Origin of the sequence: Streptomyces fodineus (assembly GCF_001735805.1) — a bacterium.
Classification (GTDB): Bacteria; Actinomycetota; Actinomycetes; order Streptomycetales; family Streptomycetaceae; genus Streptomyces; species Streptomyces fodineus.
This window is the reverse complement of sequence record NZ_CP017248.1, coordinates 7,439,007-7,459,813: the sequence shown is the minus strand read 5'-3', so window position 1 is coordinate 7,459,813 and position 20,807 is coordinate 7,439,007. Positions and strand designations below refer to the sequence as shown.

The 20,807-nt window shown below is 73.7% G+C and carries 16 protein-coding genes and 1 riboswitch; of the genes, 13 read left to right on the top strand and 3 right to left on the bottom strand.

Going from position 1 to position 20,807, the window contains the following annotated elements:
- Window positions 1-23: 23 nt before the first annotated feature.
- Together BFF78_RS32115 and BFF78_RS32110 are read right to left on the bottom strand one after the other, a co-directional pair.
- Window positions 24-1,151 (bottom strand): alpha/beta hydrolase, encoded by a 1,128-nt coding sequence (locus BFF78_RS32115; protein ID WP_069781627.1) that lies wholly within the window; start codon window positions 1,149-1,151, stop codon window positions 24-26.
- 103 nt (window positions 1,152-1,254) lie between these two features.
- Window positions 1,255-1,917, bottom strand: coding sequence for a class II aldolase/adducin family protein (locus BFF78_RS32110; protein WP_069781626.1), 663 nt, complete (start codon window positions 1,915-1,917; stop codon window positions 1,255-1,257).
- A gap of 209 nt (window positions 1,918-2,126) precedes the next feature.
- On the opposite strand from BFF78_RS32110, the gene BFF78_RS32105 reads away from it, so the two are divergent.
- From BFF78_RS32105 to cobI, 10 genes are all read left to right on the top strand, one after another.
- A complete protein-coding gene (locus BFF78_RS32105) occupies window positions 2,127-2,873 on the top strand; it encodes a lysozyme (RefSeq protein ID WP_069781625.1) in 747 nt (248 codons plus the stop codon).
- A gap of 153 nt (window positions 2,874-3,026) precedes the next feature.
- Entirely contained in the window at window positions 3,027-4,277 is a 1,251-nt protein-coding gene (locus BFF78_RS32100) for an inorganic phosphate transporter (RefSeq protein ID WP_069781624.1), read from the top strand.
- A gap of 35 nt (window positions 4,278-4,312) precedes the next feature.
- Window positions 4,313-4,540, top strand: coding sequence for a hypothetical protein (locus BFF78_RS32095; RefSeq protein ID WP_069781623.1), 228 nt, complete (start codon window positions 4,313-4,315; stop codon window positions 4,538-4,540).
- Between the two features lie 143 nt (window positions 4,541-4,683).
- Window positions 4,684-4,823: riboswitch (cobalamin riboswitch) on the top strand.
- 101 nt (window positions 4,824-4,924) lie between these two features.
- Window positions 4,925-5,869: a cobalamin biosynthesis protein gene (locus tag BFF78_RS32090; protein WP_069781622.1), complete on the top strand. Its 945-nt coding sequence runs from the start codon at window positions 4,925-4,927 to the stop codon at window positions 5,867-5,869.
- Entirely contained in the window at window positions 5,866-7,374 is a 1,509-nt protein-coding gene (locus BFF78_RS32085) for a cobyric acid synthase (RefSeq protein WP_069781621.1), read from the top strand. Before BFF78_RS32090 ends, BFF78_RS32085 begins: the two co-directional genes overlap by 4 nt.
- Window positions 7,371-11,024, top strand: a complete 3,654-nt coding sequence (gene cobN, locus BFF78_RS32080; RefSeq protein WP_069781620.1) for a cobaltochelatase subunit CobN — start codon at window positions 7,371-7,373, stop codon at window positions 11,022-11,024. The genes BFF78_RS32085 and cobN overlap by 4 nt, the downstream gene beginning before the upstream one ends.
- Window positions 11,021-13,009: a putative cobaltochelatase gene (locus BFF78_RS32075; RefSeq protein ID WP_069781619.1), complete on the top strand. Its 1,989-nt coding sequence runs from the start codon at window positions 11,021-11,023 to the stop codon at window positions 13,007-13,009. Before cobN ends, BFF78_RS32075 begins: the two co-directional genes overlap by 4 nt.
- Window positions 13,009-13,608 carry a cob(I)yrinic acid a,c-diamide adenosyltransferase gene (cobO, locus tag BFF78_RS32070; protein WP_069781618.1) on the top strand — a complete coding sequence of 200 codons (600 nt, stop codon included), beginning with the start codon at window positions 13,009-13,011 and terminating at the stop codon, window positions 13,606-13,608. The genes BFF78_RS32075 and cobO overlap by 1 nt, the downstream gene beginning before the upstream one ends.
- On the top strand, window positions 13,602-14,981 hold the full coding sequence (locus BFF78_RS32065; protein WP_069781617.1) for a cobyrinate a,c-diamide synthase: 1,380 nt from the start codon (window positions 13,602-13,604) through the stop codon (window positions 14,979-14,981). The genes cobO and BFF78_RS32065 overlap by 7 nt, the downstream gene beginning before the upstream one ends.
- Window positions 14,978-15,727 (top strand): precorrin-2 C(20)-methyltransferase, encoded by a 750-nt coding sequence (gene cobI, locus BFF78_RS32060; protein WP_069783942.1) that lies wholly within the window; start codon window positions 14,978-14,980, stop codon window positions 15,725-15,727. The genes BFF78_RS32065 and cobI overlap by 4 nt, the downstream gene beginning before the upstream one ends.
- 449 nt (window positions 15,728-16,176) lie before the next feature.
- Here the strand turns inward: cobI and BFF78_RS32055 are convergent, their stop codons facing one another.
- A complete protein-coding gene (locus tag BFF78_RS32055) occupies window positions 16,177-16,911 on the bottom strand; it encodes a ZIP family metal transporter (protein WP_069781616.1) in 735 nt (244 codons plus the stop codon).
- A gap of 132 nt (window positions 16,912-17,043) precedes the next feature.
- On the opposite strand from BFF78_RS32055, the gene cobM reads away from it, so the two are divergent.
- Genes cobM through cobJ form a run of 3 tightly spaced genes read left to right on the top strand, consistent with a single transcriptional unit; the run spans window position 17,044 to window position 20,803 of the window.
- Window positions 17,044-17,862: a precorrin-4 C(11)-methyltransferase gene (gene cobM, locus BFF78_RS32050; RefSeq protein ID WP_069781615.1), complete on the top strand. Its 819-nt coding sequence runs from the start codon at window positions 17,044-17,046 to the stop codon at window positions 17,860-17,862.
- The gene (locus BFF78_RS32045; RefSeq protein ID WP_069781614.1) at window positions 17,859-19,103 is read left to right on the top strand and encodes a bifunctional cobalt-precorrin-7 (C(5))-methyltransferase/cobalt-precorrin-6B (C(15))-methyltransferase; all 1,245 of its coding nucleotides are present in this window, start codon (window positions 17,859-17,861) and stop codon (window positions 19,101-19,103) included. The genes cobM and BFF78_RS32045 overlap by 4 nt, the downstream gene beginning before the upstream one ends.
- Entirely contained in the window at window positions 19,100-20,803 is a 1,704-nt protein-coding gene (gene cobJ / locus BFF78_RS32040; protein ID WP_069781613.1) for a precorrin-3B C(17)-methyltransferase, read from the top strand. Before BFF78_RS32045 ends, cobJ begins: the two co-directional genes overlap by 4 nt.
- Window positions 20,804-20,807: the final 4 nt, after the last annotated feature.

Here is a 20,807-nt window from a genome sequence, read left to right as displayed (position 1 = left end):
GGGCGGGCCGGGAGCGGGAGCCGTCACACCAGCGGGGTCAGGAAGCGGCGCAGCCGCTCCTGGTACTCCTCCGGGTCGGCGTTCCACATCGCCGCGTGCGGGGCCCGCGGCACGGTGTGCAGGGTGACCAGGTCGCCGCGGCGGCGGGCGAGACGGCGGGAGAGCTCCCAGGGGGCGACCTGGTCGTCGGGGCCGTGGAAGATCAGGGTCGGTACGGCGAGCCGGTCGGGGTGGGTGATCTCGGCGACCCGGTCGGCGTGCAGTCCGGCCCGGCCCTGCGCGGCCCGCACGGCGAGCGGCAGCAGCGGCGGCGGGGTGTGGCGGGCCCGGGCGAGGGCGCGCAGCGTGGCCTCCCAGCTGAGCACCGGAGAGTCGAGGACCAGTCCGGTGATGCGCTCGCGCACCGCGGAGTGCTCGGCGGCGCGCAGCGCCATGGTGGCGCCGGTGGACCAGCCGAGCAGGACCACCCGGCGCGCGCCGTAGCGCAGGGCGTAGCGGATCGCGGCGTCCAGGTCGCGCCACTCGGTCTCGCCGAGGTGGTTCAGGCCGTCCGGCGGGCGCGGGGCGCCGAGGTCGCCGCGGTAGGCGAGCGCGAGGACCGGCACCCGGCGGGCGTGCAGCGGGGCCATGAGGTTCATGGCCTGTTCCCGGGTGGTGCCGAGGCCGTGCACGGCGATCACCCAGGTGTCCCGGGCTCCGGGCACGAACCAGGCGGGCAGCTCGCCGAGTTCGCCGGGCACGTCGATGTCGGCGTGGTCGAGGCCGAGGGCGGTGCCGGGATCGCCGACGTACAGGTTCGGGGTGAGCCACACCGCGTCACCGGGGGCGAGGGTGCCGTGCGTGACGCGTTCCAGGCGGCGTACGACGGCGTCGGCCGGGTGCCGGGCCGCCTCCAGGACGGGGCCGACGATCGCGTGGGAGCCGTCGCCGGCGAGGCCGTAGGTGCCGGGGCGCAGCGAGGCCAGGTCGCGGGTGAGGGTGATCTGGCCGGCGGCGGTGCCGTGCACGGTGAGACGGGGTTCGGTGGGCAGGGGGCGGCCGGCGGGCGCCTTGAGCGCGGCGTCGCTGGCGAGCCGGCCGGCGGCCACGGATGCCACGCCGGCGGCGAAGGCGGCGGTGAGTGCCGTGGCGGTCGCTTTGACTGGGCGCACGGGTCCAGTGTCGTGGGGGTTGCCGTCACGGGCCAGCCGGAGGAGGGCGGCGGCTCACAGCGAGCGCAGCCGCCAGCTGGCCCTCACCTCCGGGACGCGGCCGTCACGTCCGTTGGCCGTAGCCCTTCAACCGGTCCCCCACCTCCGCCAGTTGCGCCTCCGTCAGCAGGGACGGGGTGGGGCCCGGTACCGAGGACGCCGTGAGCCACAGCCGGCACATCCACTCCAGCTGGGCGGTGCGGTCGAAGGCCTGGTCGAGGGTGGCGCCGTAGGTGATCGTGCCGTGGTTCTGCAGGAGGCAGCCGGAGCGGCCGGCCAGGGCGTGGAGCATGTTCTCGGCGAGCTCCTCGGTGCCGTAGGTCGCGTACGGGGCGACGCGGACGGGGCCGCCGAGGGCCGCGGCCATGTAATGGACCAGGGGCAGCTCGGGCACGAGCGCGGAGACCGCCGTCGCGTGCACGGCGTGGGTGTGGACGACCGCGCCGGCGTCGGTGGTGCGGTAGACGGCGAGGTGCATGGGCAGCTCGCTGGTCGGCACCAGCGTGCCGAGCACCTGGCGGCCGGTGAGGTCGACGCCGGTGATGTCGTCCGGGGTGAGCCGGTCGTAGGGCACGCCCGACGGGGTGACCAGCACGAGGTCCCCGACGCGCGCCGAGACATTGCCCGAGGTGCCGACCACCAGTCCGTCGGCTACCGTCCGCCGCGCCGTCGCGACCAGTTCCGTCCAGATACGTTCCTGTTCCGCGTTCCGCCGCTGTTCAGCCATGCCGTGATCATGCCAGCCACGCGCACGCGGAGTGGGGGAGATGGCCGCTTCCGGCCGGAAAGCACGGGCCCGCGCGCACCCCGTGTGCCCCCGAACGGGCGTAGGTCGGGCGAATCGCCGGAAATGGCCGCCGATTCGGTGATCGCCGGGCCTTCAATGATCCCCCTTGCCCGCCGGACGATCCCTCGTCCGCCGACCCGGGGAGACACATGGCCCGTGGACGCACTCCTGTCCGTCGCCGCGCCGGTGTCCTCGCGGCGGCCACCGCGGCGTTCGTCCTCGCAGGCACCGCGACCGGGCCTGCGGCACTGGCTTCGGGGATGCCCCGGGGGCACGACGTCTCGTCCCACCAAAAGCGCGTCGACTGGCCGGCCGCCTGGTCCAAGGGGGCGCGCTTCGTCTACGTCAAGGCGACCGAGTCCACGGACTACCACAACCCCTACTTCGCCCAGCAGTACAACGGTGCGTACGAGGAGGGCCTGGTCCGGGGCGCGTACCACTTCGCACGGCCGGACAGGTCCTCCGGGGCCCGGCAGGCCGCGTACTTCGTGCGGCACGGCGGCCGCTGGCGGGCGGACGGCTGGACGCTGCCGCCCGCGCTCGACATCGAGTACAACCCGTACAACAAGAAGCACAAGTGCTACGGGCTGAGCAGGACGCGAATGGTCCGCTGGATCCGCTCGTTCAGCGACGAGATCGAGCGGGAGAACGGCCGCCGCCCGGTGATCTACACGGCCACCCAGTGGTGGCGGCTGTGCACCGGCAACAGCCGCGCGTTCTCGAGGAATCACCCCCTGTGGATCGCCCGCCGCGGCGCCGCGCGGCCGGGGACGCTGCCGGGCGGGTGGCGGTACTGGACGTTCTGGCAGTACGGCACCAAGGGACGGCTGCCGGGTGACCAGAATCTCTTCAACGGGTCCGGCAGCCGGCTGCGGATCTTCGCACGCGACTGGTAGCCAAGGGACGCTTGGGGAGCAGTGGGAAAGCCGGGGCCAAACGGAACATCACCCCTCCCTCACGACACCCCTAGGCCCGCCTCAGTTCATCTTCCGTTCACCCAGGTTGCCTACGGTCGTCCAGCCAATGACCTCGAACGATTGCCTGGGTAAATGGAAAGCTTCTCGCTGATCCTCGCGATAGTGGTGGTAACCGCTCTCGCGTTTGATTTCACGAACGGTTTCCACGACACCGCCAACGCGATGGCCACCACCATCTCCACCGGCGCCCTGAAGCCCAAGATCGCGGTGATCATGTCCGCCGCCCTCAACCTGGTGGGCGCTTTCCTCTCCGTGGAGGTCGCGAACACGATCTCCAAGGGTCTCGTCGACGAGACCGGCATCCGTCCCGAGGTCATCTTCGCCGCCCTGGTCGGCGCGATCCTCTGGAACCTGCTGACCTGGCTGGTGGGCCTGCCCTCCAGCTCCTCGCACGCCCTGATGGGCGGCCTGATCGGCGCCACCGTCGCCTCCGCCGGCTTCGGCGCCGTGCACGGTGACGTCCTGATCACCAAGGTGCTGCTCCCGGCGGTCGCCGCACCGGTCGTGGCGGGCGTCGCCTCGATGCTGGCCACCCGGTTCTCCTACGGCATCGGCGGCAAGGCCGAGGGCGAGGCCACCCGCAAGGGCTACCGCGCCGGCCAGATCGCCTCCGCCGGCCTGGTCTCCCTCGCCCACGGCACCAACGACGCCCAGAAGACGATGGGCATCATCACCCTCGCGCTGATCGCGGGCGGCGCCATCGCCCCGGGCTCGAACCCTCCCACCTGGGTCATCCTCTCCGCCGGCCTGGCCATCGCGCTCGGCACCTACATCGGCGGCTGGCGGATCATCCGCACCATGGGCAAGGGCCTGACCGACCTGGAGCCGCGCCAGGGCTTCGCCGCCCAGACCAGCGCCGCGACCGCCATCCTGGCCTCCTCGCACCTGGGCTTCTCCCTGTCCACCACGCACGTCGTCTCCGGCTCGGTGATGGGCGCGGGCCTCGGCCGCAAGGGCGGAGTGGTCCGCTGGTCCACCGCGACCCGGATGGCCGTCGCCTGGGTGCTCACCCTCCCGGCCGCCGCGCTCGTCGGGGCGGGCGCCGAGTCCGTCACGGGCCTCGGTGACTGGGGCACCGCCGCCGTGGCCGTCTTCCTCATCGCCGCGAGCGCCGCGATCTGGAAGATCTCCCGCCGCGAGGTCGTCGACCACACCAACGTCGTCACCGAGACCGAGGAGCCGGCCGGTGTGGTGACCGCCGCCATCGCCGCGGTGACCCCGCCGCCCGCGGGCACGATCAGCGAGGACCTGACGGCCACGATCCCCGCCCCGGCCGTCACCGAGCCCGTGCCCGAGGCCGCCCCGCCGGCCGCGGCCGTCTGACCCCGGCCACTTCGGTTACCAAGGAAGCATCCCCCATGAAGATCGACTGGTCGGCCCTCGGCTCCGTCTTCGGCACCAGCCTCGTGTTCACCGTGGCCCTGGTGTCCCTGTTCACCCTCGGCATCAACGGTCTGGCCCGACGTGAGAAGGCCGCGGCCGAGGGCGACTCCGCCGCCCTCGCCGTGACCGGCGCCTACGTCTGCTTCGCCGCCTGCGCGGCGGCGGTGGCGTACGGCATCTATCTGATCGTCTCCAAGTCCTGACCGAACACCACGCACCAGGCATCACACAGGCTCCCCTCCGTCCGTGACGTAAGGGGAGCCTTTGCCGTGCCCAACGGCCACGGGCGCCCCACGATGTGGGGATCGGCACACTCTCCCCGTGCAGGTCAACGGCAAGTTGACGGCCGTTCCGGGCGCGTGGTGGACTGCCCACGCCATGTACGGCGGCAAGGAGAGGAAGCCGGTGCGAATCCGGCGCGGTCCCGCCACTGTCACCGGGGAAGAACCCCCGGGAGCCAGGAACTCTCACCGCCGGATTTCGTCGAACCAGGGCGCGGACACCCTGAGTGAGGACACAGATCGCCATGCTCGGCTGCCGAAGGACCCGTAGAAGGCCCGCTCCTGTACCCACGGCCGGCTGAGCCGATGGGTGCCGATCGCAGTTACGCGTACGGCGCCGCCGCCGGTCTTCTCGGTGACCTGTTCCTCGGCGATCCGCGCCGCGGGCATCCGGTCGCCGCGTTCGGGCGTGCGGCCGCTGCCGTGGACCGCGCGTTGTGGCGCGACCACCGCGGCTGGGGCGCCCTGCACACCGTCGTGTGCGCCGGTGGCGCCGTCGCAATCGGCACGCTGGCCGCACGCGCCGTACGCCCCTGTCCCGCCGCCTCCGTCGCGCTGACCGCCGCCGCCACCTGGGCGGTCGTCGGCGGCACCTCGCTCGCCCGGGAAGCCGGCACGATCGGGCGCGCCCTGGAGTCCGGGGACGTCGAGGCGGCGCGGGCGCGGCTGCCGCATCTGTGCGGCCGGGACCCGCAGGCGCTGGACGCCGACCAGATCGCCCGGGCCGTGGTCGAGTCGGTCGCCGAGAACACCTCCGACGCCGTTGTGGGCGCGCTGGTGTGGGGGGCCGTGGCCGGGGTGCCGGGGCTGCTCGGCTTCCGGGCGGTCAACACCCTGGACGCGATGGTGGGTCACAGGTCGCCCCGGTACCGGCGTTACGGCTGGGCCTCCGCCCGGCTCGACGACGTGGCCGGCTGGCCGGGCGCACGCCTGACCGCCGTGCTCGCCGCCGCGGCCGGACCCGACCCCAGGGGCGCCCTGCGCGCCTGGAAGGCCGACGCCCGCAAGCACCCCAGCCCCAACGCCGGGCCCGTGGAAGCGTCGTTCGCGGGGGCGCTCGGGGTGCGGCTGGGCGGCACGCTGTCCTACGGCGGCCGGGTCGAGCACCGCCCGGTGCTCAACGGGGCGGCCGGGCGCGCCGTTCAGGTCACCGACATCGACCGGGCCGTACGGCTCTCCCGCCGCGTCGGCCTGCTCGCGCTCGGCGTCACCCTCGCCGCGCGCCGACTCGTGAAGGGACGTGGCAAGTGAACGGGGGTCTCCTCGTCGCCGGTACCACCTCCGACGCCGGCAAGAGCGTCGTGACGGCCGGGATCTGCCGGTGGCTGGTCCGGCAGGGCGTGAAGGTCGCGCCGTTCAAGGCGCAGAACATGTCCCTCAATTCGTTCGTCACGCGCGAGGGCGCGGAGATCGGGCGGGCGCAGGCCATGCAGGCCCAGGCGTGCCGGATCGAGCCGACCGCGCTGATGAACCCCGTGCTGCTCAAGCCGGGCGGCGAGCAGAGCAGCCAGGTGGTGCTGCTGGGCAGGCCGGTGGGCGAGCTCAGCGCACGCGGGTACCACGGCGGGCGGCAGCAGAAGCTCCTCGGCACGGTGCTGGACTGCCTCGCCGAGTTGCGGGGCACGTATGACGCGGTGATCTGTGAGGGCGCCGGCAGCCCGGCCGAGATCAATCTGCGCCGGACCGACATCGTGAACATGGGAATCGCGCGGGGTGCGCGGCTGCCCGTGCTCGTCGTCGGCGACATCGACCGCGGCGGCGTCTTCGCCTCCTTCTTCGGGACCGTCGCGCTGCTCTCGCCGGAGGACCAGGAGCTGGTCGCCGGGTTCCTGGTGAACAAGTTCCGGGGCGATGTCTCGCTGCTGGAGCCTGGGTTGGACATGCTCCGGGACCTCACCGGGCGGCGGACCTACGGCGTGCTGCCCTTCCGGCACGGGCTCGGCATCGACGAGGAGGACGGGCTGCGCGTGTCGCTGCGGGGCACGGTCCGCGAGTCGGCCGTGACTCCGCCGGTCGGTGAGGACGTACTGCGCGTCGCCGTGTGCGCCATCCCGCTGATGTCCAACTTCACCGACGTGGACGCGCTCGCCGCCGAACCGGGGGTCGTGGTGCGGTTCGTGGACCGCCCGGAGGAGCTGGCGGACGCGGACCTGGTGGTGATCCCGGGCACGCGCGGGACCGTACGGGCCCTGGAGTGGCTGCGGGAGCGGGGGCTGGCGGACGCCGTCGTCCGCAGAGCCGCCGAAGGGCGCCCGACGCTCGGCATCTGCGGCGGCTTCCAGATCCTCGGCGAGCACATCGAGGACGAGGTCGAATCGCGCGCCGGCGCGGTCCCCGGGCTCGGCGTGCTGCCCGTGCGGGTGCGGTTCGCCCGCGAGAAGACCCTCACCCGGCCGGCCGGCGAGGCCCTCGGCGAGCCGGTCGAGGGGTACGAGATCCACCACGGGGTCGCCGAAGTGACCGGCGGAGAAGGCTTCCTGGACGGCTGCCGGGTCGGCCAGAGCTGGGGCACGCACTGGCACGGTTCGCTGGAGTCGGACGGCTTCCGCCGGGCCTTCCTGCGCGAGGTGGCCGCCGCCGCGGGCCGCCGCTTCGTGCCCGCGCCGGACACCTCCTTCGCCGCGCTGCGCGAGGAGCAGCTCGACCGGCTCGGCGACCTGATCGAACAGCACGCGGACACGGACGCGCTCTGGCGGCTCATCGAGTCGGGCGCGCCGCAAGGACTGCCTTTCATCGCACCGGGAGCGCCTGCATGAGCACAGTGTTGTTGTTGTCGACCGCCGACACGGATCTGCTGGCGGCCCGGGCCTGCGGCGCGGACTACCGCATCGGCAATCCGACCCGGGTGGACGTCGAGCAGGAGCTGCCGGGGCTGCTGGCGGGCGCGGACCTCGCCGTCGTACGGCTGCTGGGCGGCAAACGCGCCTGGGAGGAGGGGCTGGCCGCGCTGAAGGCGGCCGGGATCCCGACCGTGCTGCTGGGCGGCGAGGCGGTACCGGACGCCGAGCTGATGGCCGAGTCCTCGGTGCCGGCCGGTGTGGTGGCGGAGGCGCTGAGGTACCTCGTCGAGGGCGGCCCGGCGAACCTGCTGGAGCTGTCCCGGTTCCTGTCCGACACCGTGCTGCTGACCGGTGAGGGCTTCGAGGAGCCGCGCAAGATGCCGGAGTACGGCGTCCACGGCGCGTACGAGCTCCGCGACGGCCGTCCGACCGTGGGCGTGCTCTTCTACCGGGCGCACGAGCTGAGCGGCAACACCGCCTTCGTGGACACCCTGTGCGCGGCGATCGAGGCCGGGGGCGCCAACGCCCTGCCGGTGTACTGCGGTTCGCTGCGCGGCGCGGACGCGGGGCTGTACGAGCTGCTGGGACAGGCCGATGCGCTGGTCGCGACCGTGCTCGCGGCCGGCGGTACGCACGCCTCGCAGGCCTCGGCGGGCGGCGACGAGGAGTCCTGGGACATCGGGGCGCTCGCCGATCTCGACATCCCCGTCCTGCAAGGGCTGTGCCTCACCTCCTCGCGGGCCGCGTGGGAGGAGTCGGACGCCGCCCTGTCCCCCATGGACGCGGCGATGCAGGTCGCGATCCCGGAGTTCGACGGACGGCTGATCACCGTGCCGTTCTCCTTCAAGGAGCAGGGACCGGACGAGGTCCCGGTGTACGTGGCCGACCCCGAGCGGGCGGCACGGGTGGCCGGAATCGCCCTGCGGCACGCGCAGTTGAAGCACAAGCCGAACGCGGAGAAGCGCATCGCGCTGGTCTTCACCGCCTACCCGACGAAGCACTCCCGGGTCGGCAACGCGGTCGGTCTGGACACGCCCGCGTCCGCGGTGCGGGTGCTGGACGCGCTCCGGGACGCCGGGTACTCGCTCACCGCATACCCCTCGGGCGGCGACGAGTTGATCCACCGGCTGATCGAGGCCGGCGGCCACGACGTGGAGTGGCTGACGGAGGAGCAGCTGGCGGCGGCGCCCGCGCGGGTGCCGCTGGCCGACTACCGGGCCTGGTTCGAGAAGCTGCACCCGGACCTCGGGCAAGCCATGCTGGAGGCGTGGGGCGAGCCGCCGGGCAGCCTGTACGTCGACGGCGACGACATCGTGCTGGCGTCCCTCCAGTTCGGCAACGTCGTGGTGATGATCCAGCCGCCGCGCGGCTTCGGCGAGAACCCGATCGCGATCTACCACGACCCCGACATGCCGCCCTCGCACCACTACATGGCGGCCTACAGGTGGCTGGACAACAGCTTCGGCGCGGACGCGATCGTGCACATGGGCAAGCACGGCACGATGGAGTGGCTGCCGGGCAAGGGGCTGGGTCTGAGCGCCGGGTGCGCTCCGGACGCCGTACTCGGAGACCTCCCCCTCATCTACCCGTTCATCGTCAACGACCCCGGCGAGGGCACCCAGGCCAAGCGGCGCGGGCACGCCACGGTGGTCGACCACCTGGTGCCGCCGATGGCCCGCGCCGACACCTACGGCGACCTGGCCAAGCTGGAGCAGCTGCTGGACGAGTACGCGCTCGTCTCCGACCTGGACCCGGCGAAGGCCCCGGCCGTCCGCGCCCAGATCTGGACCCTGGTCAAGGCCGCCGAGCTGCACCACGACCTGCATGTGGACGAGCAGCCGGACGACGCCGAGTTCGACGAGTTCGTCATGCACATCGACGGCTATCTGTGCGAGATCAAGGACGTGCAGATCCGCGACGGTCTGCACATCCTGGGCGGCGGCCCGGTCGGCGAGCCCCGCGTGAACCTCGTCCTCGCCGTGCTGCGTGCCTCGCAGGTGTGGGGCGGGCAGGCGAACGCGCTGCCGGGTCTGCGCGCCTGCCTCGCCGCCCACTTCGGGCTGGACGAGAAGGAGCTGCTGGGCGAGCCCGGCGCCGCGGTGAAGGTACCGGTGGAGCTGACGGACCTGGTGGAGGGGCCGGGTCGTACCGCCTCCGACGCGATCGACCTGCTGGAGCAGCTGTGCCGGCGGATCGCGGAGGGCATGGAGGAACGGGCCTGGGAGCGCACTGCCGTACCCGCGGTCCTGACCGACGTACTCGGCGTCGAACTCCCGGACGCCGTCGCGGTGCTGGGGTTCGCCTGCGACGAGGTCGTACCGCGGCTCGCCCGCACCACCGACGAGATCGGGCACATCCTGCGGGCGCTGGACGGCGGTTACGTCCCGGCGGGCCCCTCCGGTTCCCCGACCCGCGGTCTGGTCAATGTGCTGCCGACCGGCCGGAACTTCTACTCGGTCGACCCCAAGGCGATTCCGTCGCGGCTGAGCTGGGAGGTCGGCCAGTCCCTCGCCGACTCCCTCGTACAGAGGTATCTGCAGGACACGGGCGAGTACCCGAAGTCCGTCGGCCTCACGGTGTGGGGTACGTCCGCGATGCGCACCCAGGGCGACGACATCGCCGAGATCCTGGCGCTGCTGGGCTGCCGCCCGGTGTGGGACGAGGCCTCGCGCCGGGTCACGGGCTTCGAGGTGGTCCCGCTCCAGGAGCTGGGCCGGCCGCGCATCGACGTCACGGTCCGGATCTCCGGGTTCTTCCGGGACGCGTTTCCGCACGTCGTCGCTCTGATCGACGACGCGGTACGGGCCGTGGCCGAGCTGGACGAGCCCGCCGAGAGCAACTTCGTCAAGGCACACGCCGACGCGGACACCGCCGAGCACGGCGACCGGCGCCGGGCCACGGCCCGTGTCTTCGGCTCGAAGCCCGGCGCGTACGGCGCCGGTCTGCTGCCGCTGATCGACGCCCGCAACTGGCGCTCCGACGCCGACCTCGCCGAGGTGTACGCCGTCTGGGGCGGTTACGCCTACGGGCGCGGGCTGGACGGGCGGGCGGCGCGCGGGGACATGGAGACCGCGTTCAAGCGGATCGCGGTCGCCGCGAAGAACGTCGACACCCGCGAGCACGACCTGGTCGACGCCGACGACTACTTCCAGTACCACGGCGGCATGGTCGCCATGGTCCGGCACCTGACCGGCGCCAACCCCGAGGCGTACGTGGGCGACAGTGCCGTACCGGACCAGGTGAAGACCCGCACGCTCGGCGAGGAGACCCACCGCGTCTTCCGGGCCCGGGTGGTCAACCCGCGCTGGATGGCGGCCATGCGCCGGCACGGCTACAAGGGCGCCTTCGAGATGGCGGCGACCGTGGACTACCTGTTCGGCTACGACGCCACGGCGGGCGTGGTCGACGACTGGATGTACGAGAAGCTCAGCGCGGAGTACGTCTTCGACCCGGAGAACCGGGACTTCATGAAGCAGTCCAACCCGTGGGCGCTGCGCGGCATCACCGAGCGGCTGCTGGAGGCGGCGGACCGGGGCCTGTGGGCCGAGCCGGACGCGGACACGCTGGAGCGGCTGCGCGCCACCTACCTGGAGCTGGAAGGCGACTTGGAGGGCGACGACCAGTGACAACCCCCTTCCCTTTCACGGCCGTTGTCGGCCAGGACGACCTGCGGCTGGCGCTGCTGCTGAACGCCGTGTCCCCGGCGGTCGGCGGTGTGCTGGTGCGCGGCGAGAAGGGCACGGCCAAGTCGACGGCCGTACGGGCCCTTTCTGCACTGCTGCCCGAGGTCGCCGTCGTCCCCGGCTGCCGGTTCTCCTGCGCCCCGGCGGCACCGGACCCGGGGTGTCCCGACGGCCCGCACGAGCCGGGGCCGGGCGCCCGCAGGCCCGCGCGGATGGTCGAGCTGCCCGTCGGCGCCTCCGAGGACCGGCTGGTCGGCGCCCTCGACATCGAGCGGGCGCTCGCCGAGGGCGTGAAGGCGTTCGAGCCGGGCCTGCTGGCCGACGCGCACCGCGGGATCCTGTACGTCGACGAGGTCAATCTGCTCCATGACCACCTGGTCGACCTGCTGCTGGACGCGGCGGCGATGGGTGCCTCGTACGTCGAGCGCGAGGGCGTGTCCGTACGGCACGCGGCCCGTTTCCTGCTCGTCGGCACGATGAACCCCGAAGAGGGCGAGCTGCGGCCGCAGTTGCTGGACCGGTTCGGGCTGACCGTGGAGGTCGCGGCCTCGCGCGAGCCCGACCAGCGGGTCGAGGTGGTGCGGCGCCGGCTGGCGTACGACGACGATCCGGCCTCCTTCGCCGCGCGGTGGGCCGAGGAGGAGGCGGGCGTACGGCAACGGATCGTGGCGGCACGGGAGTTGCTGCCGCGGGTGCGGCTGGGCGACGGGGCGCTGCGGCAGATCGCGGCGACCTGCGCCGCCTTCGAGGTGGACGGCATGCGCGCCGACATCGTGATGGCGCGTACGGCGACCGCGCTGGCCGCGTGGGCCGGGCGGACCGACGTCCTCGCCGAGGACGTGCGGCAGGCCGCGCTGCTCGCGCTGCCGCACCGCAGGCGGCGCAACCCCTTCGACGCGCCCGGTCTGGACGAGGACAAGCTGGACGAGACGCTGGAGGAGTTCTCCGGCGAGTCCCCCGACGACGATCCCGATCCCGACGGTCCCGGTGGCGGCGGTGGGCAGCCTGCGCCCGACACCGGGCCCCAGGGCGGCGGGGACACCGCCGCACGGCCCGAGGCCGGTGAGGGCGGGGAACCGCAGGCGTCCGGCTCGCGGGAGCAGTCGGCGGTACGGGCCGCCGAGCCGTTCCGCGCCAAGGTGCTGAGCGTGCCCGGGATCGGGGAGGGTGCCGCCGGGCGGCGGTCGCGGGCGCGCACCGAGCACGGGCGGACGACCGGGGCCCGGCGGCCCCGGGGAGCGCTGACCAAGCTGCACCTGGCCGCCACCGTGCAGGCCGCGGCCCCGCACCAGCGGGCGCGCGGCCGGTCCGGGCCGGGGCTCGTGATCCGCCGGGACGATCTGCGGCAGGCGACCCGGGAGGGGCGCGAGGGGAACCTCGTGCTGTTCGTCGTGGACGCCTCCGGGTCGATGGCCGCGCGGCAGCGGATGAGTGCCGTGAAGGGCGCCGTGCTGTCGCTGCTGCTGGACGCCTACCAGCGGCGGGACAAGGTGGGTCTGGTGACCTTCCGGGGGGCGGCCGCGGAGGTCGCGCTGCCGCCGACCTCGTCCGTGGAGGCGGCGGCGGCCCGGCTGGAGTCGCTGCCGACCGGTGGCCGTACGCCGCTCGCGGCCGGGCTGCTGAAGGCGCACGAGGTGCTGCGGGTGGAGCGGCTGCGGGATCCGGCGCGGCGGGCGCTGGTCGTGGTCGTGACGGACGGGCGTGCCACGGGTGGCCCCGAGCCGGTCGCGCTCGCCGGGCGGGCGGCTCGGTTGTTCGCGGCCGAGTCGGTCGCCTCCGTGGTCGTGGACTGCGAGTCGGGGCCGGTGCGGCTCGGGCTCGCCGGGCAGCTCGCGGGTGAGCTGGGCGGTACGGCGGTGACGCTCGACGAGTTGCGGGCGGACTCGATCGCCGGGCTGGTGAAGGACGTACAGAGGAGGGCCGCGTAATGCCGCAGGGACAGCCGAGTGTCGTACCGGACGACGGCCTGACGACCCGTCAGCGCCGAAACCGGCCGCTGGTCGTCGTGCACACGGGCGTCGGCAAGGGCAAGTCCACCGCGGCGTTCGGGCTGGCGCTGCGCGCCTGGAACCAGGGCTGGCCGATCGGGGTGTTCCAGTTCGTCAAGTCGGCGAAGTGGAAGGTCGGGGAGGAGAACGCCCTGCGGGTGCTCGGCGCCTCCGGCGAGGGCGGCACCGTCGACTGGCACAAGATGGGCGAGGGCTGGTCGTGGGTCCAGCGGGACGCCCAGATGGACAACGAGGAGAAGGCCCGGGAGGGCTGGGAGCAGGTCAAGCGGGACCTGGCCGCCGAGACGTACCGGCTGTACGTGCTGGACGAGTTCGCCTACCCCATGCACTGGGGGTGGGTGGACACCGACGAGGTCGTGGACGTGCTGCGCGACCGGCCCGGCACGCAGCATGTGGTGATCACCGGCCGGAACGCGCCGGAGAAGCTGGTGGACTTCGCCGACCTCGTCACCGACATGTCCAAGGTCAAGCACCCCATGGACGTGGGGCAGAAGGGCCAGAAGGGCATCGAGTGGTGACATCGTCGGTGCCTCGGCTGGTCATCGCCGCGCCCTCCTCGGGCAGCGGCAAGACCACCGTGGCCACGGGGCTGATGGCCGCGTTCGCCGCGCGAGGGCTCGCCGTGTCCCCGCACAAGGTCGGGCCGGACTACATCGACCCCGGGTACCACGCCCTCGCGACCGGGCGGGTGGGGCGCAACCTGGACGCGTACCTGTGCGGGCCGGAGCTGGTCGCTCCGCTGTTCCTGCACGGGGCGCGGGGGTGTGACCTGGCCGTGGTCGAGGGGGTGATGGGGCTGTACGACGGTGCGGCGGGCGAGGGCGAGCTCGCGTCCACCGCGCATGTCGCCAAGCTGCTGCGGGCGCCGGTGGTGCTCGTCGTCGACGCCTCGTCGCAGTCGCGGTCGGTGGCCGCGCTGGTGCACGGGTTCGCCTCCTGGGATCCGGAGGTGCGGGTCGGGGGTGTGATCCTGAACAAGGTCGCGTCCGACCGGCACGAGTCGCTGCTGCGGGAGGCGCTGGACTCGGCGGGGGTGCCGGTGCTGGGCGCCTTGCGGCGGGCCGCGCAGGTGTCGACGCCTTCTCGGCACCTGGGGTTGGTGCCGGTCGCGGAGCGGGGCGCTGCGGCGGTGGAGGCTGTGGCGGCGATGGCTGCGCAGGTGTCCCGTGGCTGCGACTTGGCGGCGCTGGAAGCACTTGCCCGCAGTGCGGGCGCCCTCCCGGGGGGCTCCGCCCCCTGGACCCCCGCCTCGCCCACCCACCACCCGAAACCGTCGGCTGAAAGGCGGGCGCCCGTCGTCGCCGTAGCCGGTGGGTCCGCGTTCACCTTCTCCTATGCCGAGCACACCGAGCTGCTCACCGCCGCCGGTGCCGAGGTCGTCGCCTTCGACCCCCTGCGCGATGAGCAACTGCCCGAAGATGCCGTCGGGTTGGTCATCGGCGGCGGTTTCCCCGAGGTGTACGCCGCCGAGCTGTCGGCCAACGAGCCGCTGCGGAAGGCGATTGCCGAGCTGGCGCTGAGCGGTGCCCCGGTGGCGGCCGAATGCGCCGGACTGCTCTACCTCTGCCGGGAGTTGGACGGTCAGCCGATGTGCGGGGTGCTGGATGCCGGCGCGCGGATGACGGAACGGCTCACGCTCGGCTACCGGGATGCCGTGGCCGTCGGCGACAGTGTGCTGGCCGTGTCCGGGACGCGGATGCGGGGGCACGAGTTCCATCGCACCGTCGTCGAACCCGGCGCCGGGGCCGCTCCGGCGTGGGGTGTGCGGGCGCCGGTGCGGCGGGTGGAAGGTTTCGTACAGCAGGGCGTGCACGCGAGTTATCTGCACACGCACTGGGCGTCCGAGCCCGGTGTCGCCCGTCGGTTCGTGGAGAGGTGCCGGACGTCATGAGCAGCAGGCTGGTCGGGGTCGGGGTCGGTCCCGGTGATCCGGAGCTGGTGACCGTCAAGGGGGTCAACGCGCTGCGGGCCGCCGATGTGGTCGTCGTGCCGGTGATGGCTGCAGTTGATGGAACAGATGGCGGGGAGCGCGGGCGGGCCGAGGCGACCGTGTTGCACTACGTGCCCGAGGACAAGGTCGTCCGGGTGGTGTTCGCGCTGAACGAGCGGACCGACCGGGCGCGCCGCGAGGCCGCCTGGGACGCGGCGGGAGCCGCCGTCGCCGGGTTGCTCGAACGGCACACGTGCGTCGCCTTCGCCACCATCGGCGATCCCAATGTGTACTCGACCTTCACCTACCTCGCGCAGACCATTGCCGAGCTGGTGCCGGGTGTCGTCGTGGAGACCGTGCCCGGGATCACCGCCATGCAGGATCTCGCGGCGCGCTCCGGTGCCGTGCTGACCGAGGGCACCGAGCCGCTGACGCTGGTGCCGGTGACGGCCGGGTCCGCCGTGCTCAGGGAGGCGCTGGCCGGGCCCGGGACCGTGGTCGCGTACAAGTTCGGGCGGCAGGCCGGCGAGGTCGCCGAGGCGCTGCGGGAGACCGGGCGGCTCGGGGACGCGGTGTGGGGGTCGGCCCTCGGGCTGCCGGAGGAGTCGATGCGGCCGGCCGGTGAGCTGGACGGGACGCCGTTGCCGTACCTGTCGACGCTGATCGCGCCCCCGCGGCGGGACGGCGGCCGGGGCGGGAAGCTGTGAGGCGGCCGGGCCGGCAGACCGAGCCGGCCACCGCGGAAGCCACCGGGGACCACCGGCCACCGGCCCGCACGGGCGAGGTCAGCCACCAGGCACCGGCACGCCCTACCACCGGCGCGATCGGCCACCGGCCACCGGCCCGCTCGGCCGCCGGCGCGATCGGCCACTGGCCAGCGGCCCGCTCGGCCGTCGGCGAAGTCGGCCACCACGCACCGGCACGCTCAACCACGGGCGAGGTCAGCCACCAGGCACCGGTCCACTCAGCCGCCAGGGAGGTCGGGCACCAGCCGCCGGCCTGCTCACCTGCCGGGAAGGCCGGCCAGCCACGGGTTCGCTCAGCCGCCGGCGAGGTCGGCCACCAGCCACTGGCCTACTCAGCCGCCAGCGCGATCGGCCACTGGCCAGCGGTCCGCTCAATCACCGCCGAGGGCGGCCACCAGCCCCCCGCCCCCTCACCCGCCGGACAGCCCCACCACCAGCCAGATGAAGGCCGCGCCCGCCACCGTGCAGAGCAGGGTGGAGCGGGCGGGGTGTTCGTGGTGGGCCTCGGGCAGGATCTCGGCTGCGGCGAGGTAGAGCAGGACGCCGGCGAAGAGGCCCAGATAGCCGCCGAGCACCGCTTCGGGGATGTGGAAGAAGGCGGTCGACAGCGCGCCCACGAGGGGTGCGCAGGCGTCGGCCACCAGCATCGCGATCGCGCGGCGGCGGGCGTTGCCGTACAGGCTCGTGATGGTGAAGGTGTTGAAGCCGTCGGCGAAGTCGTGCGCGATCACGGCCAGCGCGACGGCCGTGCCCATGCCGCTGCCCACCTGGAAGGCCGCGCCGATCGCCACGCCGTCCATGGCGCTGTGCCCCACCATCGCGGCGGCGGCGGTCAGGCCCACCTCGGGCGCCCGGTGATTGTGCCCCTCGGCGCCGCCGTGCGCGGCCTGCCGGGCGGCCAGGGTGCGTTCCACCAGATGGGCGAGCAGGAATCCGGCCACGAACAGCAGCAGGGCGGCGGGTACGCCGAAGACCTCGCGGCGGGCCGCGTGCAGCGCCTCCGGCAGCAGGTCCAGGCCGACCACGCCCAGCATCAGGCCGCCGGCCAGTCCCAGGACGAGATGGCGACGGTCGGTCACGCGCTGTGCCGTCCAGCCGCCGGCCAGCGTCATCAGGAACGCGCCGAGCGCGACGAAGACCGCCATAGGCACTTGCTATCCGATCGAGGGGCCTTCGCGCACATCCGGCGCCGAGCGCACTCCCCCAGACCCTGACATTTCACCGATTCCGACTTGCGTTTCGACGTATCCGTAGGTCTCGTACGAGAGGACCCTCCCATGGCCGATGCCCCCACCGGCAAGGTGACCTTCGTCGGTGCCGGCCCCGGCGCCGCCGATCTGCTGACGTTCCGTGCCGCGCGTGCGATCGCGGAGGCGGACGTGGTGATCTGGGCGGCGAGCCTGGTCCAGGCGGAGGTCCTCGAGCACGCGCGTGCGGACGCGGAGGTCCTGGACTCGGCGGCCATGTCCCTGGAGGACGTCGTCGCCGTCTACCGGCGCGCCCGCACCGAGGGCCTGAAGGTGGCGCGGATCCACTCCGGTGACCCGGCGCTGTGGGGCGGCACGCAGGAGCAGCTGGACCGGTGCGCCGGGATCGGGATCGCCACGGAGATCGTGCCGGGGGTCTCGTCCTTCTCCGCCGTCGCCGCTCTCGCCCAGCGCGAGCTGACGATTCCCGAGGTCGCGCAGTCCGTCGTCCTCACCCGGCTGGGCGGCGGCAAGACGCCGATGCCGCCCGGGGAAGAGGTACGGGAGTTCGCCCGGCACGGTACGACGATGGCGATCTTCCTCTCCGCCGCCCGCAGCGGGCAGCTGGTGCGCGAGCTGCTGGAGGGCGGCTATCCGACGGACACCCCGGTGGTCGTCGCCTACCAGGCGACCTGGCCGGAGGAGCTGGTCGTGAAGTGCACGATCGGCACGCTGGAGGAGACGGTCAAGGAGCACAAGCTCTGGAAGCACACGCTCTTCCTGGTCGGCCCGGCGCTGGACGCGCACGGGACGCGTTCGCACCTGTACCACCCCGGTCACTTCCACGGCTACCGCAAGGCCGACCCGGAGGCCCGGCGGGCCCTGCGTGAGCGGGGAGCGAGCAGTTGATCACGGTCGTCGGTACGGGGACGGGCGCGCCGGTTCCCGAGGACGTCCTCGCGGGTGCCGCGCTGGTCGTCGGCGGGCGCCGGCACCTGGATGCGGTACGGCTGCCCGAGGGCGCCGGACGGGTCGTACTCGGCCCGCTGGCGCCGGCGCTGGACGTCATCGAACGGCATCTGGAGAAGGCGGACCGGGTCGTCGTGCTGGCCTCCGGTGACCCGGGGTTCTTCGGGATCGTACGGGCGCTGGCCGAGCGGTTCGGGTCGCGGCGGCTGGATGTGCGGCCCGGGGTCTCGTCCGTCGCCGCCGCGTTCGCGCGAGTGGGGCTGCCCTGGGACGACGCCGTGGTCGTCAGCGCGCACGGCCGGGAGCTCCGTACGGCGGTCAACGTGTGCCGGGCGCGGCCGAAGGTGGCGGTGCTGACGGGGCCGGGAGCGGGGCCGGCCGAACTGGGGGCGGCGCTGCTGCACCAGGCGCGCGTGCCGGAGCGTGTCCTCGTCGTCGTCTCCGCCCTCGGCTCCGCGGACGAGCGCGTCGAACGGGTCACGCCCGCCGAGGCCGCCGCCCGGGACTGGGGTACGGCGGTGAGCGTGGTGCTGTGTCTGACACAGGCGCGGGCGCTCGGGCCGGTGCGTACGGTGGCCGGGGTTCCTGCCCAGCCTTCCCGATGGGCCCTGGCCGAGGGCGAGTTCGCGCACCGGGACTCGATGATCACCAAGTTCGAGGTACGGGCGCTGGCGCTGGCCCGGCTCGGGCCCCGGCTGGGCGACCTGGTGTGGGATGTGGGTGCCGGCTCGGGCTCGGTGGCGGTGGAGTGCGCGCGGTTCGGCGCGGCCGTCGTCGCCGTGGAGAAGGCGACCGACGGTGTCGAGCGGATCCGCGCCAACGCCGAAGCGCACGGTGTGGACGTGCGGGTGGTGCACGGCTCGGCGCCGGACGCGCTCGCCCATCTCGCCGACGACCCCGACGCGGTGTTCGTCGGCGGCGGCGGACGCGAACTGCCCGGCATCGTCGCCGCGTGCGCGCGCCGCGCCCGGCGGACCGTGGTCGTCGCCATGGCCGCGCTCGACCGGGTGCCGGCGGCCCGCGAGGCACTCACGGCCGCCGGGTTCACCTGCGACGGGGTGCTGCTGCAGTCCTCGCGACTGGCCCCACTGCCGGGCGAGGTGACCCGGCTCGCGGCGACCAATCCTGTGTTTCTGCTCTGGGGCGTCAGAACCCCGTCTAGTGAAGGAGTTACCGAGTGATCGGCCTGATTTCCGCCACCGCGGCGGGGGCGGCGGCGCGGGACCGGCTGGCCGCGGCCTGGCCGGACCGGGCGCGGGTGTACGAGGGTCCCGTCGGGGAGGCGGTACGGGCCGCGTTCGCCGAGTGCGAGCAGCTGGTGTGCTTCCTGGCGACGGGCGCGGTGGTACGGCTGCTCGCGCCGCTGCTCGGCGACAAGAGGGCCGACCCGGGCGTGGTGTGCGTGGACGAGGCCGGCCGGTTCGCGGTGTCGCTGGTCGGCGGGCACGGTGGCGGCGCCAACGAACTCGCCCGCGAGGTGGGCGGGTTGCTGGGCGCCGAGCCGGTGGTGACGACCGCGACGGACGCCGTCGGGCTGGCGGGCCTGGACACGCTGGGGCTGCCGTACGAGGGCTCGGTCGCGGCCGTGTCCCGGGCGCTGCTGGACGGCGAACCGGTCGTGCTGGAGGCCGAGTCGGCGTGGCCGCTGCCGCCGCTGCCCACCTCGGCGCACGGGGCATACACCGTCCGGCTCACCGATCGGGCCGTCACACCCGGCGAGCGTGAGGTGCTGCTCAGGCCGCCGTCGCTGGTGGTCGGGGTCGGCGCGTCCAAGGGTGCGCCGGCGCAGGAAGTCCTGCAGCTGGTGGAGGAAGCGCTGCGGGAGGCGGGGCTCTCGCCGCGGTCCGTGGCCGAACTGGCCACCGTGGACGCCAAGGCGGAGGAGCCCGGCATCGTCGCCGCCGCCGAGCGGCTGGGGGTACCCCTGGTGACGTACTCCGCCGAGGAGCTGGTGACGGTCGGGGTGCCGAATCCGTCCGACGCCCCCCTCGCGGCCGTCGGCACCCCGTCGGTCGCCGAGGCGGCCGCGCTGCTGCGGGGCGGTGAACTCCTCGTGCCCAAGCGGAAGTCCGTGCGGGCCGACGGGCGGCCGGCCATGGCGACCTGTGCCGTCGTACGGCGTCCGGGGCGCGGCCGGCTCGCCGTGGTCGGGCTCGGACCGGGCGCCCGGGACCTGCTCACCCCGCGCGCGGCGGCCGAACTGCGCCGGGCCTCGGTGCTGGTCGGGCTCGACCAGTACGTGGACCAGATCCGCGATCTGCTCAGGCCCGGCACCCGGGTGCTGGAGTCGGGGCTCGGCGCGGAGGAGGAACGGGCGCGTACGGCGGTCGCGGAGGCCCGCAAGGGCCATGCGGTGGCGTTGATCGGCAGCGGGGACGCGGGCGTGTACGCCATGGCCTCCCCGGCGCTCGCCGAGGCGTCGGACGACATCGACGTGGTCGGGGTGCCCGGGGTGACGGCCGCGCTGGCCGCCGGGGCGATCCTGGGGGCGCCGCTGGGCCACGACCATGTCTCCATCAGCCTGTCCGACCTGCACACCCCGTGGGAGGTCATCGAGCGGCGGGTGCGGGCGGCGGCCGAGGCGGACATCGTCGTCACCTTCTACAACCCGCGCTCCCGGGGCCGCGACTGGCAGCTGCCCAAGGCCCTCGCGATCCTCGCCGGGCACCGGGAGCCGGCCACGCCGGTGGGTGTCGTACGCAACGCGTCCCGGCCGGACGAGTCGAGCCGGGTCACGACCCTCGCCGAACTGGACCCGGCGACGGTCGACATGATGACGGTCGTCACCGTGGGCAACACGGCCACCCGGATCATCGCGGGACGCATGGTGACCCCGCGCGGCTACCGCTGGCAGGAACGCAACCAGGAGGGCGCCCAGTGAACTC